The organism is Sphaerospermopsis kisseleviana CS-549, assembly GCF_028329225.1.
In the GTDB taxonomy this organism is placed as follows: Bacteria; Cyanobacteriota; Cyanobacteriia; order Cyanobacteriales; family Nostocaceae; genus Sphaerospermopsis; species Sphaerospermopsis kisseleviana.
On sequence record NZ_JAQMTI010000255.1, the window covers coordinates 1 to 20,896 of the forward strand.

At 36.9% G+C, this 20,896-nt stretch carries 28 protein-coding genes; 13 read left to right on the plus strand and 15 right to left on the minus strand.

Going from position 1 to position 20,896, the window contains the following annotated elements; all coding sequences use genetic code 11:
• Nucleotides 1–109 precede the first annotated feature (109 nt).
• The 3 genes from PN497_RS19650 to PN497_RS19660 all read left to right on the plus strand — a co-directional run bounded on the left by PN497_RS19650 (nucleotide 110) and on the right by PN497_RS19660 (nucleotide 1,725).
• Nucleotides 110–463 carry a Rieske (2Fe-2S) protein gene (locus tag PN497_RS19650; RefSeq protein WP_096572705.1) on the plus strand — a complete coding sequence of 118 codons (354 nt, stop codon included), beginning with the start codon at nucleotides 110–112 and terminating at the stop codon, nucleotides 461–463.
• 324 nt (nucleotides 464–787) lie between these two features.
• A complete protein-coding gene (locus PN497_RS19655) occupies nucleotides 788–1,201 on the plus strand; it encodes a thiol-disulfide oxidoreductase DCC family protein (RefSeq protein ID WP_096568648.1) in 414 nt (137 codons plus the stop codon).
• 176 nt (nucleotides 1,202–1,377) lie between these two features.
• Nucleotides 1,378–1,725, plus strand: coding sequence for a hypothetical protein (locus tag PN497_RS19660; RefSeq protein ID WP_096568646.1), 348 nt, complete (start codon nucleotides 1,378–1,380; stop codon nucleotides 1,723–1,725).
• A 445-nt stretch (nucleotides 1,726–2,170) separates the two neighbouring features.
• Here the strand turns inward: PN497_RS19660 and PN497_RS19665 are convergent, their stop codons facing one another.
• The 9 genes from PN497_RS19665 to cysE form a co-directional block, all read right to left on the minus strand.
• Nucleotides 2,171–2,770 carry a hypothetical protein gene (locus PN497_RS19665; protein ID WP_096568643.1) on the minus strand — a complete coding sequence of 200 codons (600 nt, stop codon included), beginning with the start codon at nucleotides 2,768–2,770 and terminating at the stop codon, nucleotides 2,171–2,173.
• Nucleotides 2,771–2,817: 47 nt separating this feature from the next.
• Nucleotides 2,818–3,975 carry a hypothetical protein gene (locus PN497_RS19670; protein WP_272110775.1) on the minus strand — a complete coding sequence of 386 codons (1,158 nt, stop codon included), beginning with the start codon at nucleotides 3,973–3,975 and terminating at the stop codon, nucleotides 2,818–2,820.
• A 901-nt stretch (nucleotides 3,976–4,876) separates the two neighbouring features.
• Nucleotides 4,877–5,416 (minus strand): (2Fe-2S) ferredoxin domain-containing protein, encoded by a 540-nt coding sequence (locus PN497_RS19675; protein ID WP_096572704.1) that lies wholly within the window; start codon nucleotides 5,414–5,416, stop codon nucleotides 4,877–4,879.
• Nucleotides 5,417–5,641: 225 nt separating this feature from the next.
• A complete protein-coding gene (nifT, locus tag PN497_RS19680; RefSeq protein WP_096568637.1) occupies nucleotides 5,642–5,845 on the minus strand; it encodes a putative nitrogen fixation protein NifT in 204 nt (67 codons plus the stop codon).
• A complete protein-coding gene (locus tag PN497_RS19685) occupies nucleotides 5,820–6,110 on the minus strand; it encodes a nitrogen fixation protein NifZ (protein WP_096568634.1) in 291 nt (96 codons plus the stop codon). The genes nifT and PN497_RS19685 overlap by 26 nt, the downstream gene beginning before the upstream one ends.
• Nucleotides 6,097–7,230, minus strand: coding sequence for a homocitrate synthase (gene nifV, locus PN497_RS19690; protein WP_096572703.1), 1,134 nt, complete (start codon nucleotides 7,228–7,230; stop codon nucleotides 6,097–6,099). The genes PN497_RS19685 and nifV overlap by 14 nt, the downstream gene beginning before the upstream one ends.
• A 541-nt stretch (nucleotides 7,231–7,771) precedes the next feature.
• Nucleotides 7,772–7,969, minus strand: a complete 198-nt coding sequence (locus tag PN497_RS19695; protein WP_096568631.1) for a DUF2949 domain-containing protein — start codon at nucleotides 7,967–7,969, stop codon at nucleotides 7,772–7,774.
• A 286-nt stretch (nucleotides 7,970–8,255) separates the two neighbouring features.
• The gene (locus PN497_RS19700) at nucleotides 8,256–8,513 is read right to left on the minus strand and encodes an Asr1405/Asl0597 family protein (protein WP_096568628.1); all 258 of its coding nucleotides are present in this window, start codon (nucleotides 8,511–8,513) and stop codon (nucleotides 8,256–8,258) included.
• A 126-nt stretch (nucleotides 8,514–8,639) separates the two neighbouring features.
• Nucleotides 8,640–9,368, minus strand: a complete 729-nt coding sequence (gene cysE, locus PN497_RS19705; RefSeq protein ID WP_096568625.1) for a serine O-acetyltransferase — start codon at nucleotides 9,366–9,368, stop codon at nucleotides 8,640–8,642.
• Between the two features lie 678 nt (nucleotides 9,369–10,046).
• Between cysE and PN497_RS19710 the strand changes: the two genes are divergently transcribed.
• The 3 genes from PN497_RS19710 to PN497_RS19720 all read left to right on the plus strand — a co-directional run bounded on the left by PN497_RS19710 (nucleotide 10,047) and on the right by PN497_RS19720 (nucleotide 11,223).
• Complete coding sequence (locus PN497_RS19710; protein WP_096568622.1) at nucleotides 10,047–10,583, plus strand: Uma2 family endonuclease; 537 nt, start codon at nucleotides 10,047–10,049, stop codon at nucleotides 10,581–10,583.
• A gap of 63 nt (nucleotides 10,584–10,646) precedes the next feature.
• Nucleotides 10,647–10,910, plus strand: coding sequence for a hypothetical protein (locus PN497_RS19715; protein WP_096572702.1), 264 nt, complete (start codon nucleotides 10,647–10,649; stop codon nucleotides 10,908–10,910).
• Nucleotides 10,894–11,223 carry a type II toxin-antitoxin system RelE/ParE family toxin gene (locus PN497_RS19720; RefSeq protein WP_096568620.1) on the plus strand — a complete coding sequence of 110 codons (330 nt, stop codon included), beginning with the start codon at nucleotides 10,894–10,896 and terminating at the stop codon, nucleotides 11,221–11,223. The genes PN497_RS19715 and PN497_RS19720 overlap by 17 nt, the downstream gene beginning before the upstream one ends.
• A gap of 23 nt (nucleotides 11,224–11,246) precedes the next feature.
• On the opposite strand, the gene PN497_RS19725 is transcribed toward PN497_RS19720, so the two are convergent.
• Nucleotides 11,247–11,750: a hypothetical protein gene (locus PN497_RS19725; protein ID WP_096568618.1), complete on the minus strand. Its 504-nt coding sequence runs from the start codon at nucleotides 11,748–11,750 to the stop codon at nucleotides 11,247–11,249.
• A 291-nt stretch (nucleotides 11,751–12,041) separates the two neighbouring features.
• On the opposite strand from PN497_RS19725, the gene PN497_RS19730 reads away from it, so the two are divergent.
• From PN497_RS19730 to PN497_RS19750, 5 genes are all read left to right on the plus strand, one after another.
• A complete protein-coding gene (locus PN497_RS19730) occupies nucleotides 12,042–12,881 on the plus strand; it encodes a DEAD/DEAH box helicase (protein ID WP_272110776.1) in 840 nt (279 codons plus the stop codon).
• Nucleotides 12,790–13,455: an ATP-binding domain-containing protein gene (locus PN497_RS19735; protein WP_272110777.1), complete on the plus strand. Its 666-nt coding sequence runs from the start codon at nucleotides 12,790–12,792 to the stop codon at nucleotides 13,453–13,455. The genes PN497_RS19730 and PN497_RS19735 overlap by 92 nt, the downstream gene beginning before the upstream one ends.
• A 210-nt stretch (nucleotides 13,456–13,665) precedes the next feature.
• Nucleotides 13,666–14,091 carry a hypothetical protein gene (locus PN497_RS19740; RefSeq protein WP_272110778.1) on the plus strand — a complete coding sequence of 142 codons (426 nt, stop codon included), beginning with the start codon at nucleotides 13,666–13,668 and terminating at the stop codon, nucleotides 14,089–14,091.
• 152 nt (nucleotides 14,092–14,243) lie between these two features.
• Nucleotides 14,244–14,567 carry a DUF433 domain-containing protein gene (locus PN497_RS19745; RefSeq protein WP_096568612.1) on the plus strand — a complete coding sequence of 108 codons (324 nt, stop codon included), beginning with the start codon at nucleotides 14,244–14,246 and terminating at the stop codon, nucleotides 14,565–14,567.
• The gene (locus tag PN497_RS19750) at nucleotides 14,551–14,886 is read left to right on the plus strand and encodes a DUF5615 family PIN-like protein (RefSeq protein ID WP_096568609.1); all 336 of its coding nucleotides are present in this window, start codon (nucleotides 14,551–14,553) and stop codon (nucleotides 14,884–14,886) included. The genes PN497_RS19745 and PN497_RS19750 overlap by 17 nt, the downstream gene beginning before the upstream one ends.
• A gap of 3 nt (nucleotides 14,887–14,889) precedes the next feature.
• Here PN497_RS19750 and PN497_RS19755 read toward each other — a convergent pair whose 3' ends face one another.
• The 5 genes from PN497_RS19755 to PN497_RS19775 form a co-directional block, all read right to left on the minus strand.
• On the minus strand, nucleotides 14,890–15,210 hold the full coding sequence (locus tag PN497_RS19755) for a transcriptional regulator (protein WP_096568606.1): 321 nt from the start codon (nucleotides 15,208–15,210) through the stop codon (nucleotides 14,890–14,892).
• Between the two features lie 4 nt (nucleotides 15,211–15,214).
• Nucleotides 15,215–15,589 carry a type II toxin-antitoxin system RelE/ParE family toxin gene (locus PN497_RS19760; RefSeq protein WP_096568603.1) on the minus strand — a complete coding sequence of 125 codons (375 nt, stop codon included), beginning with the start codon at nucleotides 15,587–15,589 and terminating at the stop codon, nucleotides 15,215–15,217.
• 163 nt (nucleotides 15,590–15,752) lie between these two features.
• A complete protein-coding gene (locus tag PN497_RS19765; protein ID WP_096568600.1) occupies nucleotides 15,753–16,157 on the minus strand; it encodes a type II toxin-antitoxin system VapC family toxin in 405 nt (134 codons plus the stop codon).
• Nucleotides 16,154–16,399 carry a type II toxin-antitoxin system Phd/YefM family antitoxin gene (locus PN497_RS19770; RefSeq protein ID WP_096568597.1) on the minus strand — a complete coding sequence of 82 codons (246 nt, stop codon included), beginning with the start codon at nucleotides 16,397–16,399 and terminating at the stop codon, nucleotides 16,154–16,156. Before PN497_RS19770 ends, PN497_RS19765 begins: the two co-directional genes overlap by 4 nt.
• 107 nt (nucleotides 16,400–16,506) lie before the next feature.
• On the minus strand, nucleotides 16,507–17,451 hold the full coding sequence (locus PN497_RS19775; protein ID WP_096572701.1) for an NAD(P)-dependent alcohol dehydrogenase: 945 nt from the start codon (nucleotides 17,449–17,451) through the stop codon (nucleotides 16,507–16,509).
• 1,484 nt (nucleotides 17,452–18,935) lie between these two features.
• Here PN497_RS19775 and nifB point away from each other — a divergent pair.
• Both nifB and PN497_RS19785 read left to right on the plus strand, forming a co-directional pair.
• Nucleotides 18,936–20,369, plus strand: a complete 1,434-nt coding sequence (gene nifB, locus PN497_RS19780; protein WP_096568594.1) for a nitrogenase cofactor biosynthesis protein NifB — start codon at nucleotides 18,936–18,938, stop codon at nucleotides 20,367–20,369.
• Between the two features lie 164 nt (nucleotides 20,370–20,533).
• Nucleotides 20,534–20,872 carry a 4Fe-4S binding protein gene (locus PN497_RS19785; RefSeq protein WP_096568592.1) on the plus strand — a complete coding sequence of 113 codons (339 nt, stop codon included), beginning with the start codon at nucleotides 20,534–20,536 and terminating at the stop codon, nucleotides 20,870–20,872.
• Nucleotides 20,873–20,896 lie beyond the last annotated feature (24 nt).

The window sequence follows — 20,896 nt, forward strand, 5'->3', positions numbered from 1 at the left end:
CCCCAGTCCCCAGTCCCCAGTCACCAGTCCCCTATGATGGCGATCGCAAATGGCACAATTGCGAGAAACTAAAAACAGCTATCGAAAAAGAAAAAAAACGGAGAACACAATGGCCTGGACAAAAATTCTCGAAGTTAACGCCCTATCCCCTGGGGCGCGAGAAGTGGTAAAAGTAGGAAACAGAAATATTTTAGTGTTAAACCACGAAAATCAGCTTTATGCCGTGGAAAATAGCTGTCCTCACCTCAAATTACCTATGAAATCCGGTAAAATTCAAGACGGAGCTATTGTTTGTTCTTTCCATCGTAGTGCCTTTGACCTAAATACTGGAGAAGTAAAAACTTGGTGTCCTTGGCCACCCGGAGTTGGTAAATTACTATCAATGGTATCCGCAGCCAAAACCCTGCCAGTATTTCCTCTCCGTGTGGAAGATGGCAATATTTTGATTGACTTACCAGAATAAAATCGTAGGGGCGAAGCATTCGGGCAACAAATTATCAATTTTATGAATAGTCTATTTTCCTGTAAGGGCGAAGCATTCGGGCAACTAATTATCAATTTTTATCACAGGTTATTTTCCGAATGCTTCGCCCCTACTTCGCCCGTACAGGAGTCAGGAGTCAGAATTAATTTTTCTCCCTATCTCCCCACCTCCTGACCTCCCCAGTTGTAGGGGCGAAGCTTATGGGCGATAATTTGACGGAAAAATCAGACATCTAGATATCCCATAAGCTTCGACCAGCCCCCATAAATAAGTTCCATAATTTCTTTTCTGGACAAGTCTAATATGAATTACTACGTGATTTATGATGGCAATTGCAATCTCTGTGTTACTTTAGTGCAATTATTAGAAAATCTAGACCAAGGAAAGCTGTTTCGCTACATCCCCATGCAAGATGAAAAGGTATTATCCCAATGGGGAATTACTGCCCAAGATTGTGAACAGGGTATGATTTTAATAGATGCTCAAAGTCCATCAAAACGTTGGCAAGGTAGCAATGCAGCGGAAGAAATTGGGCGACTATTACCGCTAGGTAGTGTATTTGTGGAAGCTTATCGCGCCTTACCGGGTATGAAATGGGCAGGAGATAGATTTTATGAACAAATCAGAGATAATCGCTATACCGTGTTTGGTAAACGTGCGAATACTTATCAATCAGCGTATTGCATAGATGATGATTGCAGAATAGGTAATGGGTAATTAGACCTAGCAGTGAAAATTATCGTAGGGACAATTCATGAATTGTCCCTACATTAAACAACTGCCTCCTGGGGCAACCACGGGGGGTTTGCCCCTACCCCTTAGCCCTGAGATTTTGATAACTGGCAACTTAAATTATTATAAGATGGACAGATTGTTACCAAAATGGGGCTATTATGGCTCGCTATACCTGTTCTTTTCTTGTTTCTGTTGCCAGCGACTATCTACAACCATTGCTGATAGAGCTACTACAGTATTGTGATTTGGAAATTCAATACTACACACCAGATTACATTATGGCTCGTGAAATTCCCGGAAATGTATCATTTTCCAGGTTAGTGACAGTGGAAGTATTGATTGATAAATCCACTGCTACGGACGAGGAAACCCGCATGAATATTGTGATCAAAAATGAGGAACTACCACTTAAATTGGACAATCATTGCCGACAAGTCTTTGATTTTGTCCGACAGCAGATTGAACATAGTCGCAATTGGCACTTAATAGAAAGTATATCTGGTTAACCGTCTCCCGACTGTAAAAACAAGCAATAGCGAAATTTTTATTAAAAGTCGGGAGATATTTATATTGTAAATATGCCATAATTTTATGAATTAATTAGGCTTTGCTGAAAAAGTTATCTGTGAAAGCTAGGTGACAGGTGACAGGTGACAGGTCAGCAAACCCTAATTACAGCAGTTTCCGTTATTATGAGGTACAGATATTAATGATAAACTCCTTAATCTTCACGAAAGGACTTTTTCAGCAAGCCCTAAATAGACATCTCCGGTCATATATATAGAGACGTTGCTTGCAACGTCTCTACAAGGGTGATGCACAACTTATATTGAGGAGTTCTAGGAGTCAAGAGTTCAATGAGTCAGGAGATCATTATTGCCAGCTTTCTATGACAATCTTTTAGATTTTGATTGTGTAGATACTGGGTTTCATTTCTGACTAATTGCTTCTTTAATTTAAAGAGCCTCTAAGGGTTTCGAGAGCATTACGAATTTCTCTGAAATTTGGATCTTGTGATAATGCTTGGAGATCATTTGGAGCAGTACCCAGGACAAGATTATTGTAGGCTGTAATAGCTGTCTCTAAATTATTGATATCTACACTGATGACCGCACCACTTGAATCTCGAACAATGAGATTATTCACGGCAGAGATTAATGCAGAGGCCAATGGTGCAGGAACTCCGGAAACATTAACAGTAGGTAGATTATCAGTAGTGACACCTGAGAATAAGCTAACAATAGCTTGAGACTCAGGTGTGGTGCTTGTAGAGATTACTGCAGCGGCAGCAGCAATCAAGTTATTCTGAATTTGGGGGTCATTAATAATAATGACATTACCACCATCAGCAGAAGTAACAGAAATACCTGTTATTGTTGGTGTTCCTCCTTGCAAAATTTGAAGAACTGCCTGAGTATCCCCAATCAGAGCGGGTATATCATTTCCTGGAGGTGGTGCCTGCCCAGCTAATGCTGGTTTGGAGGAAGCAGCCAAAGCACCTAATAGTATAGAGATTAAACCCAAGGTGAGGGTCAATTTTTGTTTAATCATGGTTTTGCCCTTTTTAGGTGAAATTGCCGTAGTGGAAAAAACAAATTTTAGAACTGAAGACTATAACCTGCACTTAAACTAAATCCAGAACTATTAAGGTTGTCAGTGACATCGGTAAAGATAGCATTGATCACCATAGGACTTTGTTTGAAGGGAACAAAAGAAGCACCTAAGTTAAGACCACTTCCAGTCCAACTACTAACGAGGGATGCTTGTGGTGTGACTCTATAACCTATGCTGGCAAATAAGTTAGGATCATTCTCACCGGCATTTCTAGCACCTTTGGATCTGAAGCTGCCACTACCAACACCCAAAGAAACAGAGAGTGCGTCAAATCTCTGGCTAACTACACCATAAATAGTCTCTTGGGGAATATCTGCTTCTCCCCATTTAATGGCATTTGACCAACCAACGGCTACGGCTGTATCCCTGGACAGGATTCTGTGTAGTTTTAAGCCTACGGTGCCACTATCAGCAAAGTCTCCAAAGAAGTTATTTTGACCACCGAGACTGATAATATTGAAGGCGACTTCTAGACCTGCTGATTTGACTGGGTTTCCTAAACCAAAACCGACAGACATAGAACCATCTACTTTGCCATCAAAAGGAAAGAATAGTCCACCACCAATAAAAGCTTGTCCCCAACCTGCACCATAGGCAGTGGGTGTACCGGCACTGGAACCAGGAGCAGCTTTGAGGGGTTCAGCGATTTGGATAATGGGATCAATCAGTAGTTCCTGGCGTAGTCTATTTGCTTCTGAAAAAGTATCACCTACAGTTGTACCAGCAGAGGGATCTACTTGAGCGATGGTTTGAGGTGGTTTGGGCTGAAGAGAAGACTTTTTAACAGAAGAGTTTTGATTTGCTGGTTGAAAGGTATCACCGAGGCTGGTAGAGAAATCTAGCTGTGAGATAGTTTCGGGTGCTGGGGAAAACTTCAGCGGTTGATTGTTTTCAATAACTGTATCTTGAGATTTTGTATCTTGAGATTTTGTATCTTGAGATTCTTGGCTGAAATTTTGGCTGGATACTTTTTCTAGCTGGGTTTCTAGTTCGTTGCTGACAGTAGCAGGAACTGAGTTATCAACCGCAGACGCGGGTTTTATGCCGGCAGATGTAGATAGTAAAAGGCATCCTAATAGATTGATGCTTAAAAACTGCATCCATTTGGCTGAGATGATGTTGGCGAATTTGCGTGTAGTCAAAGTTGTACTCCTCACACTTTTATACATTTGTTTCGTGTCACTGTTATAGCATTTTTTTGCTAAAAACCAAACTTTTACCAGTGCTGATATTTTTAAATTTACTCAGGCTGAGTGAGGATCAATATTTTTAACAAGTTAATTACTATTTTGTTTATAGTGCTATTTTGGTAAGATAATAGTCAGGATTTACGAGATATCTTTTTTATCAAAGATTTATTGGGATAAAATACATATTTTTTGCTTGTAAATCTGCTATTTTGTTATATTTACTTTGTTTATCAGTTTTTTTTTAGGTTTTCTGTCAACTGCCTGAAGATTAAAAACTCTTAACTTTTGAACAGAAAAATGTAATTAAAAGTTACAATATTAACAAGGATTAATAAGAATTAATACGTTGTTAGGAAATTTGTTAATTTATCATTAGATAAGCTGTTACACAGCTAAATTGTCAGGACTTACGCAAAAGGGAACGAAAGTAGGGGTAATTCATGAATTACCCCTACGCAAGAATAAGGTTTTTAGTCACATCTTGCGTAAGTCCTAATTGTATAATTCTAATATTCTGAACTCTTGTTTAACAGGCAAGATGCCTGTTCCACTTATACAAATTAAATGCACAACAGCTTATCTCACATATCTCCGAAAATTAAATAAGCATAACCTGAAACCTTTGGTAGGGACAATTCATGAATTGTCCCTACATTCATTACCACCAGATGCCTATTAGACATCTCCAGAAAAGAAATTATGGAACTTATTTATGGGGGCAGGTCTAAGCTTATGGGATATCTAGATGTCTGATTTTTCCGTTAAATTATCGCCCATAAGCTTCGCCCCTACAACTTATGACAACTTATGACAAATTATGACAAATTAATACATTCTATTTTGGAGAGGTCTATTAAGTTAAATGATTTTCTAGCAAAGATGCGATCGCCTCTGGATGAATTTTATTATATTGTTTTTTACCCAACATTAAAACACAATTAGGGGCGCTACTACAACGTTTTTGACAGTCGGTGTGTTCAATTTTGACTTTATGCAGTAAACCGCGATCGCACAAAGTTTTTTCTAATTCTGACAATAAACCTTTACCACCTCGTTTCACACAGCCTGATTTTTGACAAACCATAATTTTAGCTGTATTTTCTGATAGTTGATGATGAATAGGACAAAAACCAACTTGTTGAACTCGATAAGCAATAAGTTTAAGTTTACTGGTACGTGGATTTAATTTACTAATAGCATGAATGATAACTTGTTCACCAGGTACTAAATTAGCAACCAAGGAACAAAGTAAATCTTGGGGAATTTTAATTTTTAAAGTTCCCCCAGGAATAGCTAAACGCAAATGTTTATATTTTTCGGGTTTGTTACCAACAAAACCTAAAAACTGTCCTTCCAGATTCATTTCAGATAATGTGAGATATTTTTCACCCATATTGATAACCATGACGAGAGAAAATGACAGAAAATAATATTAGCTATCAACATTCAGCGAAGAACAGCAATAGGGAAAATTCAGAAGTATGAATTGTGAGAAAATTACATATTCTTCTTCATTAATTCTGATTCTTTGTGTTTCAGCTTTTAAGTATTAGCTGATAACTGAATGCTGATAGCTAAATTCTGAGATAAAATCCTGAGATAAAATCCTGAGATAACTTTAGGACAGACGTTTAGCTTCTAAAGTTTGAGGTAAACTTTCTTGAGTAGGAATTTCACTAAATTCTAATTCCCAACCATTAGCTAAAGTGAGAACTTTACCTGCATCACTGTCTGTTTGTTTCACAACTTCTTCTTCTAAGTCTTTCTTAGCGACATAGACAACCAAAGTTCCAGCATCATTCGTCCGTAGCATGACTTTCATGTGATTTTTCCTCAGCAGATTCTAGTTCTCTTTTGCGACAACCGATGATGTACCCTGTATCTAAAAAATGTACTGCATAAATATAGTAAGCTTGTAAAAAAGTTCCTATACTTGCCACATAACCAACATCTCCAATTTTGGCTAAAACTTCCCCAATTTCTCGCCCTGGAAAAGTACCATCATTTTTGATGAGTTTCTTAACTCGGACTTTTTCACCAATTTCAAACACTGGTGGATCATTTAGTTCTATCTCATCTCGCTGCATGAAAATACCTCTGTTCTTGTACTAAATTCAACAATTCTTCTGGAGAAAGATTGCGTTTTTTGATGGTTGATTCATGGCGGACTGCATTTAAAACAGCTTGGGTTTCTTCGTCATTCAAAAATATCCCATGCTGTGCTAATAAGTTAGATAATAAATGCCTTCCAGAATGTTTACCGATGACTAAACGACGTTCCCAACCTACTGCTTCTGGTGCAAATGGTTCATAGGTTTCTGGGTTTTTGATGACACCATCAGCATGAATTCCTGACTCGTGAGCAAAGGTATTTTCACCGACAATTGCTTTCCAAGGTGGCACGTTTGCACCGGCAGCATTAGCAACTAATTGAGATAGTTTTAAGAAATTTTTTGTATCAATTCCCAAGTCAACATTGTAGATATGTTTTAAAGCCATAACAACTTCTTCTAAAGCTGCATTTCCTGCTCTTTCTCCTAAACCATTCACGGTGGTATTGACAGAAAGTGCGCCGGCTCTAATTCCCGCAATAGCATTAGCAGTTGCTAAACCAAAATCATTATGGGTGTGAATTTCTACGGGAATTGATAAAGTAGATACTAATCGTTTAACTTTGAGGTGAGTTTTAAAAGGTTCAAGGATTCCCACTGTATCACAAAAACGAAATCTAGATGCACCCCATTCTTGAGCATATAAAGCTACATCTTCGAGAAAATTTTCATCTGCTCTGGAAGAATCTTCTCCCCCTACTGCTACCCATAAATCATGATCTAGAGCAAAGTTAATACAGTCTTTTAGTCTTTGTAAACTAACTCGCCATTGACCATGAAATTTGGCGGCAATTTGAATACCAGAAACGGGAATAGCAATATGTATTCTTTTGATTCCACAGGCAATAGAGGCTTTTATATCTGAGATAACTGCACGATTCCAAGCTAGTAATTTAGTATCTAAATTTAACTCAGAAATTGCTTTGATAGCAAGAATTTCTTCCTCTCCCATTGCGGGTATACCTACTTCTAATTCTGGTACACCAATGGCATCGAGAAATTTGGCGATCGCTACTTTTTCTTCTAAGTTAAAAGCAACTCCTGCCGCTTGTTCCCCGTCACGTAACGTAGTATCATTAATACTAATTTGACTCATCTCAAACATTCCTCTAGCCAAGTTTTTACTGTAAACGTTCAGCTATTAGTGGTCAGATTTTTGACGTTTACGCCATAAAAAACTATTTGATCATCTAAGTATTGATCAAATATTCTGACTCCTGAATCCTGAATTCTTAGTTTTTACTAATGTCCTTTAATGCTACAATGGCCATTCCACATAGATATAAAGCAAATATTAATTTTTGTAGATAACTGCTAAAAATAACAGGAGTTATTCCAAACAGTTGATAATATTTAATTATTGCTCAATAACTCACACCACATCTGTATGTTAGGAAACTAAATTTCGGTATCATTTAGGAAGATTTATTTTGCTCATGTTTGGGATGTTCTACAAATAGCCAGTAGCTAATATAGCTATTAGTAAGTCCTGTCAGTAACAAAATACTCAGTCCAGCAATTAAACTCGTAATCATAATATTTACCTCATAATTAAGAAGTCAGGAGTCAGGAGTCAGAATATATATTTCTGGAAGATCCTGATATTGTTTAATTGTCAATTGTCAATTTTCAATTGTTTAACCTTGTTCGACTAACCAATCAAAAATCTTTTCTAACTGTTGTAAATCTATCAAACCATATTGCCAAAGCAGCATGGGAATGGGACCTTGATCAAATTCACGATGTCGCAAAGCAACAGCAATATCAGCTTTTGAAAGTGACAGTTCGCTATGTAGAAATTGCAATAATTTCTTATCGCTGTTACGGTTTACCATAAGTTGACGTTCAAAATATCAAAATAGACACAGATTTACCTGCTAATTTCACTCCATTACAGAAGAAAATATGTCAGAGAAATTGGAGATTTAGCAGATGGGAAAAAATAAGTGAAACCTAAGCTTAGGTTAATTGTCTTGATTATGCAAGCGAAATTGTGAGTGAACAATAACTTTGACTATGACAGAAGATAAATTAGAGTTGCATCTTGAATTTACTTCTGATATTGTGGTGATTAAACCTAAGATAAGTCGTGAATTGTATCACTCACATCGGTTTTGAGAATTAGCCATTATAACCGCAGTACCAACAACTTTCTAACCATTCCACTAATTCCTCACGAGAAGCTAAAAATTGCATAATGGTATTTTGCACAATCACTGCTTCTTTGAAGCTATTAATTTGCACTCTTAAAGAACCATCTGGTTCACAAGCACAGACAATCATTAACTCTTGCAAGCGGTGAAAAATTTCCGAGCGATCGCTCAAAGGAACTTCCAAAAATTGTTCACCTAAAGCCAAAAAGTTACCATTCAAGGACATAAATTACTGCTCGTTGATAGGCAAAGTTTACAGTTTACTTATATAGCAGGAGTCAGGAGTCAGGAGGAAAACCCTTTTTTCGAGAAAACTCCATCATCAATTTGTGAACTACCGATATTTCCATTGCTATACATCATCTTGTTGATGATTTTTGAGAGTTTTTACTTGTTGTTCAAGTTGTTCAATGCGGGAAAGTAAAGAACGAATTATTCCTGCTTCCACATCGGGTAATTTTCCATGTTCTAAAGGAGAAATGCGTTTTTTCTGTTTTTGGGAAATAATGCGCCCAGGAATACCAACGACGGTAGAATCAGGAGGAACATCACGTAAAACGATAGAACCTGCACCGATCCGCACGCGATCGCTAATTTGAATATTTCCCAAAACTTTCGCACCTGCACCCACAACGACGTTATTACCTAAAGTGGGATGACGTTTACCGCTTTCTTTCCCAGTTCCACCGAGAGTTACACCTTGATAAATGAGTGTATAATCGCCGACTATGGCAGTTTCACCAATTACCACACCCATACCATGATCGATAAATACACCTTTACCAATTTTTGCCCCTGGATGAATTTCAATACCTGTAAAAAATCGTCCCCAATGAGAAATTAAACGGGGAATAAAACCCACTTTACGAATGTGTAACCAATGAGCGAGACGATGTAAACAAAGAGCATGAAAACCAGGATAACAAAAGATCACCTCTAAGCAATTTCGTGCGGCTGGATCACGCTCAAAAATGATGCGAAAATCACTCATTAATGGCTCTAAAAAATCGCCAGAGAGTAGATTTTTCCGCGAGTCTGTATTTGCAGTTTGGGTTTTGAGACTGTCTAGAGACTGTTGCATCGGTACTGTCTGGTTAAAAGAGCCATGTTGTGTTTTTCTGCTTATATCAGGTGACTTGAAAGCAGAGAAAATCCCAGCTACCGATTAGATTTATTGAATTTATTAAGATTGTACTCAATAGGTTTAAACCCCTATTTAACAGATATTTAACACAAATTTACATTCTTTCTTGGGGTAGGGGTACTAGATTTTTATTACAGGGGTACGGGTATTTATGGGATAGGGTTTGAGGTTTTTTGTACTCAATTAAATCTATTTGCCTGTGAGAGTTAGAGCGATTTAGGCAAGATATTTTGAGATATATTAAGTTGTACTCAGTTGATGTGAAAAGTTGTGTTAATGACAGGAAATTAAGGTTTTATGTATTTGCTGTTACTATTATTAGTGTAGAGTTTTGGTAGTCAAAAGACCGATTTCTTTATTTTGTTTTAGGATTTTATTTTCTGTAGGGGGGAATACAAAATAGCAATAGGTAGGAAGAAAAATTTAGCGATTATAGAATTTTACCTAGCTTGGGTTTTTATATTGTGTTATAATCAAGACTTACGAATTCGCCTAATTTTTATGTAAATAGTAGTTATTAGCCCTATGACATTAGCAGCACCGCAAACCAAACAATATATTGAACAGATAAATGAATGACATTACCAAAAATGTGAACAATAAATAACAGCAACTATGAAATTTTCAACCCTCACCAATTCATTAGACAATTTTCTTCAACAACCCAATATTGAAGCCTCTCCTGCTTGGGAGTTTATCCAGGGAAAAGCCCAGCAAAAACCCATGCCAACGCTGTTTCATTCTCGCCTCCAGCGCAACCTTGTTAACGCTATCAATAGCCAAACTACAGCTTACGAAGCTATTCAAGAATTGCGGTGTATTGTTCCTCCCATGTCTTTTGTACCTGATATTGCGGTTGTAAAAAGTGAACGTTTTACAGATGAAGATGGACCCCTACAAGGTTCACCAGACTGGTTAATTGAAATTCGTTCTCCTGATCAAAGTACATTAGATATACAACAAAAAATCCTGCATTGCTTGAGTAATGAAACAGAACTTGCTTGGTTAATTGACATTCAAAGAAAGCAAATTTGGGTATGGGAAAATCAAGAATTACCGCTTATTTATGCCGATAATGATACACTTCCCACCCTGGGTAATATTTTAGAATTGACTGTTGCAAATGTGATGGCAATGACTCAGCAAAGATAATTTATTAGCAGATGTATTAATAATCTTGGTATAATTAAAAAAATGATTAACACCACAAGACTTATGCTAAAAACAGTCGCAGGTATTTATCGAGACGGACAGATTGAATTTACCGAAATTCCCGAAAATGTCAATAATAGTACCCAGGTTCTCATTACTTTTCTCGATCCTGGTAAAATTGATCCTAGCAAGATACGCCAATTAATTGAGCATTTGGAAACTATTGCTGGTATTCAGCAGGGTTTTGAAGAACTCAACAGTGGCCAAGCTCGTCCTCTTGCAGATTTTATTCAGGAAATGCAACAGAAATATGACATTTCAAGTTGAAATTACTCCAATTGCTGAAAAACAGATTGAGCAAGCATATCGTTGGTATCGAAAACGTAATCCTGAATTTGCTGATACCTGGTTTCGAGGATTTATGAATGCTATTGCTACATTACAAGATAAACCCCAGCGTTGTGCTTTGGCAGTTGAACATGAGATTTTTACAGAAGAAGTTCGTCAATTGCTTTATGGTAAATCTAAAAATATTTACAGAGTGATGTTTACAATTAGAGAAAATATAGTATCTGTTTTATATGTTCGCCATGCTTCTCAAGCACCTATGACTGTGGATGATTTAGAAGATTTAATTTAATTTTGTTCTAATTAAATAATGTTCTATTCCACCTGCTTGACAAGCTCTAAAGGTAAATCTAGCACTTCTGCAATTTGTTCATCATTTAAACCAAAATACCTTAACTTGTCAATTTTTTCTGACTGAGTTTTATTATTTTTACGCTGTTTTAATTTAGGATAAATAGAATTATTTTTATCTGATTTATTTTTAGGATTTGTAGAACTAATATTTATACAGCCAATTAAACTATGATTAATTTTACTCTTTTCACCGAAAGAAATATTTACATTTCCCTGTCGTTCCAGAACAGATTTAAGATTTTTTTTATCCACTGGTTCATCAAAAATATCAGATAACAATTGTAAAAGTTCATAACCTACATCCTTTGCATGACCCGCGCTACAACCACAGTTTTCAGCAATATCAGCATACTTGTGATGATTGAGCGAACCTTCAATAACTGCGCGTTGTATGTCGTTCAGATGCTCACCTGTGTTGAGATAAACAGCGTCATCCACTAATTGTAGTAGTTCGTGAATCTGCATATTTAGAAATGTAACACGACATAGGTAATTTTAGCATACTTTATCCGTACTTATCAGTCTTTTTCCGTCCTTTTTTGTAAATTTTTTTGCGATCCGCTTTTTTCCGCTTTTCAGGGTTGGTTAGGTGGTGTAGCGTGGGTAAAAAGTAGAACTTACGCAAGTTTCACATTAAATATTTATTGTAGGGTGCATCAAATATCACAAATCTGTTGATTGAAATTATTTATGCGCTTTTACGTAAAATAGCTATGACTAAATTGGGTAAGTTCTCAAAATAAAGGAGATGTAATCATGACTGACAATGAACGCAAATTTATCACCAGTGAAGCTATATCCAATGACAAACATGATACTCATGAGAAAATTTGGAAAACCACTAAAGACAGTTTTTCTAGTCGAGATTGTATAGGATATTGGCGTTATCCCTTATTCTCTAAAGTAGGAGAAGTCAGAAAAGAACCAGACATTCTGATTGTTGATCGAGAATTGGGATTAATTTCTATAGAAATAGAAAATATTAGCATTGATCAAGTTGTAGCTGTTAATGGTGATCAATGGGAATTTACACATGATAGTACAGTGCTTTCCAATCCTGCACAACGTTCTAATCGTTCATTACAAACATTATTAGGATATTGTGATCGAGAAGATACTATTTTTCGCAAAATTACAGGACGTGCTTTAGTTGCTTTACCAAAAATTACCATAGAAGAGTGGCAACAAAAAGGTTTTGATCAATTACCTAATTGTCCTCCTATTATATTTAAAAATAATTTGGGTAAAACAGCTTTTTTTGAAAGAATTTACCAATCACAACCAATGGTTACAGGAGATCATATCAATGATGAACAATGGAAAGTATTGCGTGCTGTTATTAGTGGGACTCCTGTACTTCGTAAACCTTCTATAGCTACTTTTTCTCATACTAAAAATAGATCAGCTATTCTTTCAATTCTTGGTGAGTGGCTTTATGAAACTGACTTACAACAAGAACATATTGGTAAAGAAATTCCTCCAGGAGCGCAAAGAATACGGGGAATTGCAGGTTCAGGTAAGACTGTTTTATTGTGCCAAAAAGCAAAAAATTGTTTTACATCGTCCTCCAGAAAATTCGCCGAATCCTATTCCTAAACTATGGGAAAAGCCAGTTCTTGAATTTGAAACCTATGAATCTCGAACTCAAGAATTAGAAGCTTTAGCCGCAAGAATTAAATATAATCTTGAGCAAGATGGATTAAAATCTAGTAGAGATATTTTAATAGTCGTTTTAGGTTCAGTGAAAGATGCAGGTCAGTTGGAAACAGAAGTAGGAAAGTTCTTGATGAAAGAAGGAATTAATATTTACATTGCGGCTGCAAAAACACTGAATCAGTTAAATCCAAATTTTCAAGCTGGGACATTAAATCAAGATAAATTTTGGTGTGAAGGAGGTGTAACAATTTCTCGTATTCATCGAGCAAAAGGAAATGAGGCTAATATGGTTTATGTTGTTGGAATTGATAAAATTGCAGAAAATGAAAATGATCCTAATTTACGAAATCAGCTATTTGTTGCATTAACAAGATCGAGAGGTTGGGCTTGTATGAGTGGAATTGGTGACTATCCTTTTTATAGTGAAATTAACCAAGTGATTAAAAGTGGAGATACTTTTACTTTCACCTATAAGAAACCGCCAAAAGTCAATACAGGAGAAGAAACAGAATAATCGTAGGGTGGGTTAGGCACCTGAGCTAATCAAGTAGTAAAATACAATAGACATCTCCACAATAGAATGTATTAATTTGTCATAAATTGTAGGGGCGAAGCATTTGGGCGATAATTTAACGGAAAAATCAGACATCTAGATATCCCAAATGCTTCGCCCTGCCCCCATAAATAAGTTCCATAATTTCTTTTCTGGAGATGTCTAATAATATTGACGCACAGTAACCCACCATTTACCATCAATGATCCTATGTTATCAGATTTTCTCGATAATTTAAAAAGTGCTGACTTAGTTGGTATTTCCTTAAATCCTCAAACCCTGGGATTACGTCTTGACTTTACCTTCGGTCCTGAAGCTGATGATGTCGCAATTGAACTTTACCACATTATTCACCTGGTTTTTTCCCAACCTCTAAATACACAAGATGAGGATATTTGTTTTTGGGTAGGAGAAGTCGAACTCAAAAAAATTGAAGATGATATTCAGAAATATTTATCTAAATACTATCCATTTATCAATCAAAATCAAGTAGATAACACCAATTTAAAATCACTAATTTATTTTCATTTGCAAGGCGATATTTGTTTAGAGGTTGTTTGTAAAAATTATAAAACTTTTCAACAAGTAAGAAATTAAATAATTTTCTAAATCACATTCATTTAAATTGCTGAAATGATACAAATGGACGGGTAGGGGTTTAGCAATGCTAAACCCCTACGATAAATATAATAGACATCTCCACTAAAATAGTGATATAATCGGCTTACATAATTCTCTAAATCATAGATATGTCCCTTAACATAATCAAAGAACATATAGAAATCACTCCTGGTATTTGTGGAGGAAAACCCCGGATAGCTGGACATCGGATTCGAGTTCAAGATATTGTGATTTGGCATGAACAAATGGGAATGTCACCTGATGAAATTCTCTACCACTATCCTAGTATTACTTTATCCGATGTCTATGCAGCGTTAGCATATTATCATGATCATCGAGAAGAAATTAGGCAACAAATATCAGAATCAGAAGCTTTCATCCAAGAAATCCAAGCACAAACTCCTTCGATTTTGCAACAAAAACTGAAACAGCGCAATGACAGAAAAAATTAAGTTCCATTTAGATGAAAGTGTTAGTAATGCCATTGCGTTAGGTTTACGTCGTCGAGGAATTAATGTGACTACAACTTCAGAAGCAGGATTAATTGGTGTGTCAGATAGAGAACAAATTACTTTTGCTTTATCTGAAAACCGGATCTTGATAACTCATGATGATGATTTTGTCATGCTTCATCGTAGTGGTATAAATCATGCAGGAATTACATATTGTGATCAAAAACGTCGTTCAATTGGTGAAATATTAAATACTTTAATTCTAATTTGGGAAACACTTGCATCAGAAGATATGAAGAATCAACTTGAGTTTTTATGAAAATTAACTCGCTTTTGATTCCAATTCTTCAATTTCCGAGATATCTAATATATTAATAGGTGGATGGTTTGGAAATTCAACAACAAGACGCAACTCACCACCCATCTCAGTAATATACTTTCGCAAAATTGCAAGCATTAAATCAGTACGATTTTCCATTTGAGAAACAGTTACTTCTGACATTTGTTCCTGAGTGAGTTTAAGTGCTAATCTCAATTGTTGTCGTGCCATTTCTTCAGCAATTAGCAACTTAGATTCTTCTTCAATTTTTTGTCGTCTTTCTGGTGATAACTGTTCTAATTTTTCCTTGAAAGTTTTCCCCATTGTTTTATCCTTTCTTTTCTTCTGATTGTTTTTTTAGTTGAGCTAAATGTGCATCAAATCTAGCATCAACAGTTTTGATCAGTTGCTTATAAAAACGACTTTCACTTCCACCTGATTTATCACCTGCAACTAATAATATAGCATTCCGTCTGGGGTCGAATGCAAAGGCCACACGCCAAACACCATCTGCTGCTTTAAACCTTAATTCTTTCATATTGCTATGGCGCGAACCATTGAGAGTATCAACATGAGGCCGCCCTAATTCAAAACCAAAAGTTTCTAGTAAACTAACACGGGCAAATAACTTATTTTGCACATCCTCTGGTAAAGCATCAAATTCAGGTTCAAAATCTTCATGAAATTCGACAGTACAACTCATTAATTCTACACTCAAAGACGGAAATATTCAATATTATAATTGCTCATGCCTTCCTTTTTTGAATAATCTAGTTACTAGCTTTTACTTCAGGTTCAAGATATAACTCTATAGCTTCATTAATTGTTAACTCAATAATGGTACTAGATATAATTTTCTAACTTTCCTAACTTTTATTACCAGCCCAAAGAATAGTAGTATCTTGATATTCTTTAAACATTGGATCAGCCGTAATAATTGTCGTGTCCTCCATTTGTGCCTGAGCTATTAACATTCGATCAAAAGGATCTCGATGATGTAAGGGTAAAATAGCTGTTCTAAGTGCATGAGAAGCTGTAATTTCCAGATATTTCGCACCTAACCGCACCATGCGACTAGAAATGTAACCGTCTAGTGGTTCTGGTAATGGTAACTTACCAATTGCCACTTTTATCCCCATTTCCCACACACTAGCAACAGAAAGCCATAGTTCGTTGTTTTCATTAGCTATCTGTGCGATCGCCTCTTCATTTAAACGCTCTGGTTGGGCAAACCACCATAACCAACATTGAGTATCCAATAAAAATTTCACTCTTCACTACCCTCAAATGCTGCCAAAATATCATCTGGTAAGGGTGCATTAAAGTCTTCTGGTACTACAAAAAGTCCTTTATCTTGCCCTAAACTGTCACGTCTATTAGATGACACACTAAAAGGAACTAACTTGGCCACAGGAACACCCCGGTTAGAGATGATAATTTCCTCACCCAGTTCTACACGGGATAACAGACGTGAAAGATTTGTTTTAGCTTGATGGATATTTACAGTTTCCACGGTTTTTTAGCTTAGTTTATAAACTAAGTTTAGTGCAATTTTCTCATTGACGCAAGATAAACTAACTTTGCGCCTTTGCTCCTTAGCGCCTCTGCGCGAAACTTGACTCAATGTGTAATTACAATGGCAATTTTCCCCACAGTCCTTTCACCCTCACTATACCGATGAGCTTCTGTTAATTCTTGTAACGGATATGTGCGATCAATCACTGTCCGTAACTTCCCAGCCTCAATTAATTCCTTCAAATAACCCAAATCCTGACTATTCGGCTTTTCCAAAACAATTTTCGCCTTTTGACCAGGAAGAAACGCTGTTAAAACACTCTGTAAAATGACCTCCGGTATAGGCAAAGTAGATACATAAACCCCATTTGGCGTTAACACCTTTCTGCAATTAGAAAACGAACTTTTAGCAACCGCATCAAAAATAATATCGTACTGCACATTACCTTTTGTAAAGTCTTGTTGCGTATAGTCAATAACTAAATCTGCGTTCAAAGACCTCACCAAATCCAAATTTTTAGCACTGCAAACACCAGTCACCTCAGCACCCAAAGCCTTAGCAATTTGCACCGCAAACACCCCTACACCGCCCGAAGCACCATTAATCAATACCTTTTGACCTGATTTGATATTTCCCAAGTCTCGCAGAGATTGGAGAGCCGTTAACGCTGCTAATGGGACGGTGGCTGCTTCTTGATAACTCATGTTGGTGGGTTTGGCAACTGCTAAATTTTCCGGGATGGCAGCGAACTCTGCATAAGCACCCCCTGGAAAGCTGGTACTGCCATAAATAGCGTCACCTCCTTTAAAGCGCGTCACCTGTGAACCAACTGCCACCACTTCCCCAGCGACATCAAAACCAAGAATCAGGGGAAATTTGTTTCCAGTCAAAATGCTTATCATCCCTTTGCGGGTTTTCCAGTCAATGGGGTTAACACTACTAGCGTGAACCTTCACCAATAGCTGATCAGGTTTGATTTTTGGTTGTTCTACCTCTTCATATTGCAAGACTTCAGGAGAACCATAACGACGTATCACCATAGCTTTCATAAAAATTCCCATCCTTATATATATATTTGTTTGCCATAATTACAGTTTAGTCATTGCCAAAAGTTCAGCAAGACTTATTTATTTTTACCATTGCCTGTCAACTGTCACCTAACTTGAGATTATTTTTCATTCCCTATTCCCTATTCCCTATTCATCAGCATTCAGCTATCAGCAAAAATCATAAAAAACACAAATATTAGTCTGTAAATTTCCCTGTTAAAAAGCTGTGAAACCTAGACAAATTATGAAAAACTTTCAAAAAGTATAATTTCAGCAACCTGTATATTTAAATCTGAAAGTTGATTACTGATTACTGATAAATGATTACTTATTTCTATTCCCTCCCTTAAACAAAATAAGATTACTTGCAAATTATCTGCATTAAGACTATAGTATTATTAAACGATGACAGCCTTTAGCTAAAATCGGGAGCATCCAATGTGTAAGTTTATTTTGATCTCACGGAAAAAATGATCTAAGGGACTGATATGATTGAACCGCAAAGGACGCAAAGGACGCAAAGGACACAAAGGTAAGAGAGTTTAAGAGATTTTTTGGTGTTGCTACGGTTATTTTTTCAAAATTGGGATGCTCTCACTAAAATCAAACGACTCGCTGAAAGCTGATGACTGATAGCTGAATACTTACCGAAAAATTAAAAAAATATAAACTGCATTTTTATCTGAAAAAAAATGCTATTCTGGATACAGAATACAATAGGCATCCTTCCGACTTAGTAAAACTTTAGTAACACGGCTGTAAATGGAGCTTAAATCCTGGAATCCCTTATATATTAAGACTTTCAGAAGAAATAGATCAGGATTTGAGTACATTGTAAATGTAAACAGAACATAACCAAAATATTGCCAAATCCCTGACAGAGAATGGGTTTTGAATGAGTACAAAGAAATCCTGAACCCCACTTCATAAATACTCGTACCCCAACTAAAAAATACTAGCACCCATACCCGAAAAAATATTATTTAATTATTGTAATCCTTGCAGAGATGAGGATTTATATTTTTGAGTACAAACATAATAAATCCAATAAATCCTATCCTAGAGATAGCAAAAAGCCTTATGAAAAGTGCTGCTATAAATCATTTATCGCCAATCACTTAACGCTCCTTAACAAATCAGCAGCGAAAAGTGAGTGGAGGGATGAGATAGCACCATGCCTGAAGTGAAAGGAAGTCGCGGCTGTACCCGTCTACCCAAAACCCAAAGTTAACACACACCAGCCAAACTTCAAGGATTAATTGCCTGATCAATTTTGGATTTTAGATTTTAGATTTTAGATTTGGGATTTTGAATTAAATGTCACCAAAATTTAGAATCTATCATAAATTACCAAAATTGATATTATTGCCAAATTAACCCTTGGGGCAAAGAGAGTATAAACGCGACTTCAGTTCATAGGCATTGGAAGGAGCAACGGCATCTCCCACAGTGGCCATCTAGTCCACCGACGTTTGCGAAATTCAATGACACTACCGGCTACAGGACTCCTCACCTCCTCCGAACAGGAACCCAATTTCAAAGCCAAATCTGGTGGTTGCGGTTGTGATAGCAACACAGCGCCAGAAATGGACGAAAAACTCAAAGCACGCATCGCCAACCATCCCTGTTACAGCGAAGAAGCGCATCACCATTATGCACGGATGCACGTTGCTGTTGCTCCTGCTTGCAATATTCAATGTAACTATTGTAACCGCAAGTATGACTGCGCTAACGAAAGCCGTCCGGGAGTAGTTAGCGAACTACTAACACCAGAAGAAGCTGCACATAAAGTATTAGTTGTAGCGAGTAAAATTCCCCAAATGACAGTTTTGGGAATTGCTGGACCTGGTGATCCTTTAGCAAACCCCGAAAAAACATTTCGTACCTTTGAGTTGATTGCAGATAAAGCACCAGATATTAAGCTTTGTTTATCAACCAACGGTTTGATGCTACCAGAATACATCGATCGCATCAAACAATTAAATATAGATCACGTTACCATCACCCTTAACACCATTGACCCAGAAATAGGCGCACAAATTTATTCTTGGGTTCACTATAAACGCAAACGTTATAGAGGTGTAGAAGGTGCGAAAATTCTGCTAGAAAAGCAGATGGAAGGATTGCAAGCTTTAAAAGAAGCTGACATTTTGTGTAAAGTTAATTCTGTGATGATTCCCGGAATTAATGATCAACACTTGGTAGAAGTTAACAAAATGATTCGTGAGAATGGTGCATTCCTGCACAATATCATGCCGCTAATTTCTGCCCCAGAACATGGTACACATTTTGGTTTAACTGGTCAACGTGGACCAACAAACAAAGAACTGAAAGAAGTACAGGATCAATGTTCTGGTAACATGAAAATGATGCGTCACTGTCGCCAGTGTCGTGCCGATGCGGTAGGATTATTAGGAGAAGACCGCAGCCAGGAATTTACTAAAGAGAAATTCTTGGAAATGTCCCCAGAATATGACTTAGAAAAACGTCAAGAAGTACAGGAAGGAATTGAGAAATTTAGAGCAGAAATTAAACTAGCGAAAGAGAAAGTTAAGGCTGAAAAACAAACAGCTACTAAGGAAAAAATTCTCGTTGCAGTTGCCACTAAAGGCGGTGGTTTAGTTAACCAACACTTCGGACACGCGAAGGAATTTCAAGTTTACGAAGTTGATGGAAATGAAGTTCGTTATGCAGGACATCGGCGAATTGATCAATATTGTCAAGGTGGATACGGTGAAGAAGCAACCGCAGACCATATAATGAAAGCAATTGCTGATTGCAAAGCGGTTTTAGTTTCCAAAATTGGCAACTGTCCTAAAGAGAAACTGCACGCAGCCGGCATACAGACTGTTGAAGCTTACGATGTAATCGAAAAAGTTGCTTTAGAGTTTTACGAGCAGTATGTAAAGGCGAAATAGTAATGAATATTTAGGAAGTCAAAAGGAGCCAGTGCGTTGGGCGGCTCTGCCGACTTGAAGCAACTGGCGTTCAAAAGTTTGAAGAATACTGTTCTTTTTACTTCTCACTTTTGCCTTCTCTATTTACCCATTACTACAGCCCAAAACCTCAAAGGAGAATAATCATGGCTTACACAATTACTAGCCAGTGTATTTCCTGTAATCTTTGTGTGTCTGTATGTCCTAATAGTGCAATTCAAGAAGTTGAAGGTAAGCACGTAATTGATTCTGAAAAGTGTACAAACTGCGCCAATACTATTTACACAGTTCCTCAATGTAAAGCAGTTTGTCCTACAGCTAGTGGTTGTGTAGAAGAATCAAAAGATTATTGGGAAATGTGGTTTGCTACTTATAACCGCGTGATTGCAAAATTAACCAATAAACAAGATTATTGGGAACGCTGGTATAACACTTATTCCCAAAAGTTAGCGGAACAATTGAAAAAACAACAAGCAGCGATTTAGGTGACAGGTGACAGGTGACAGGTG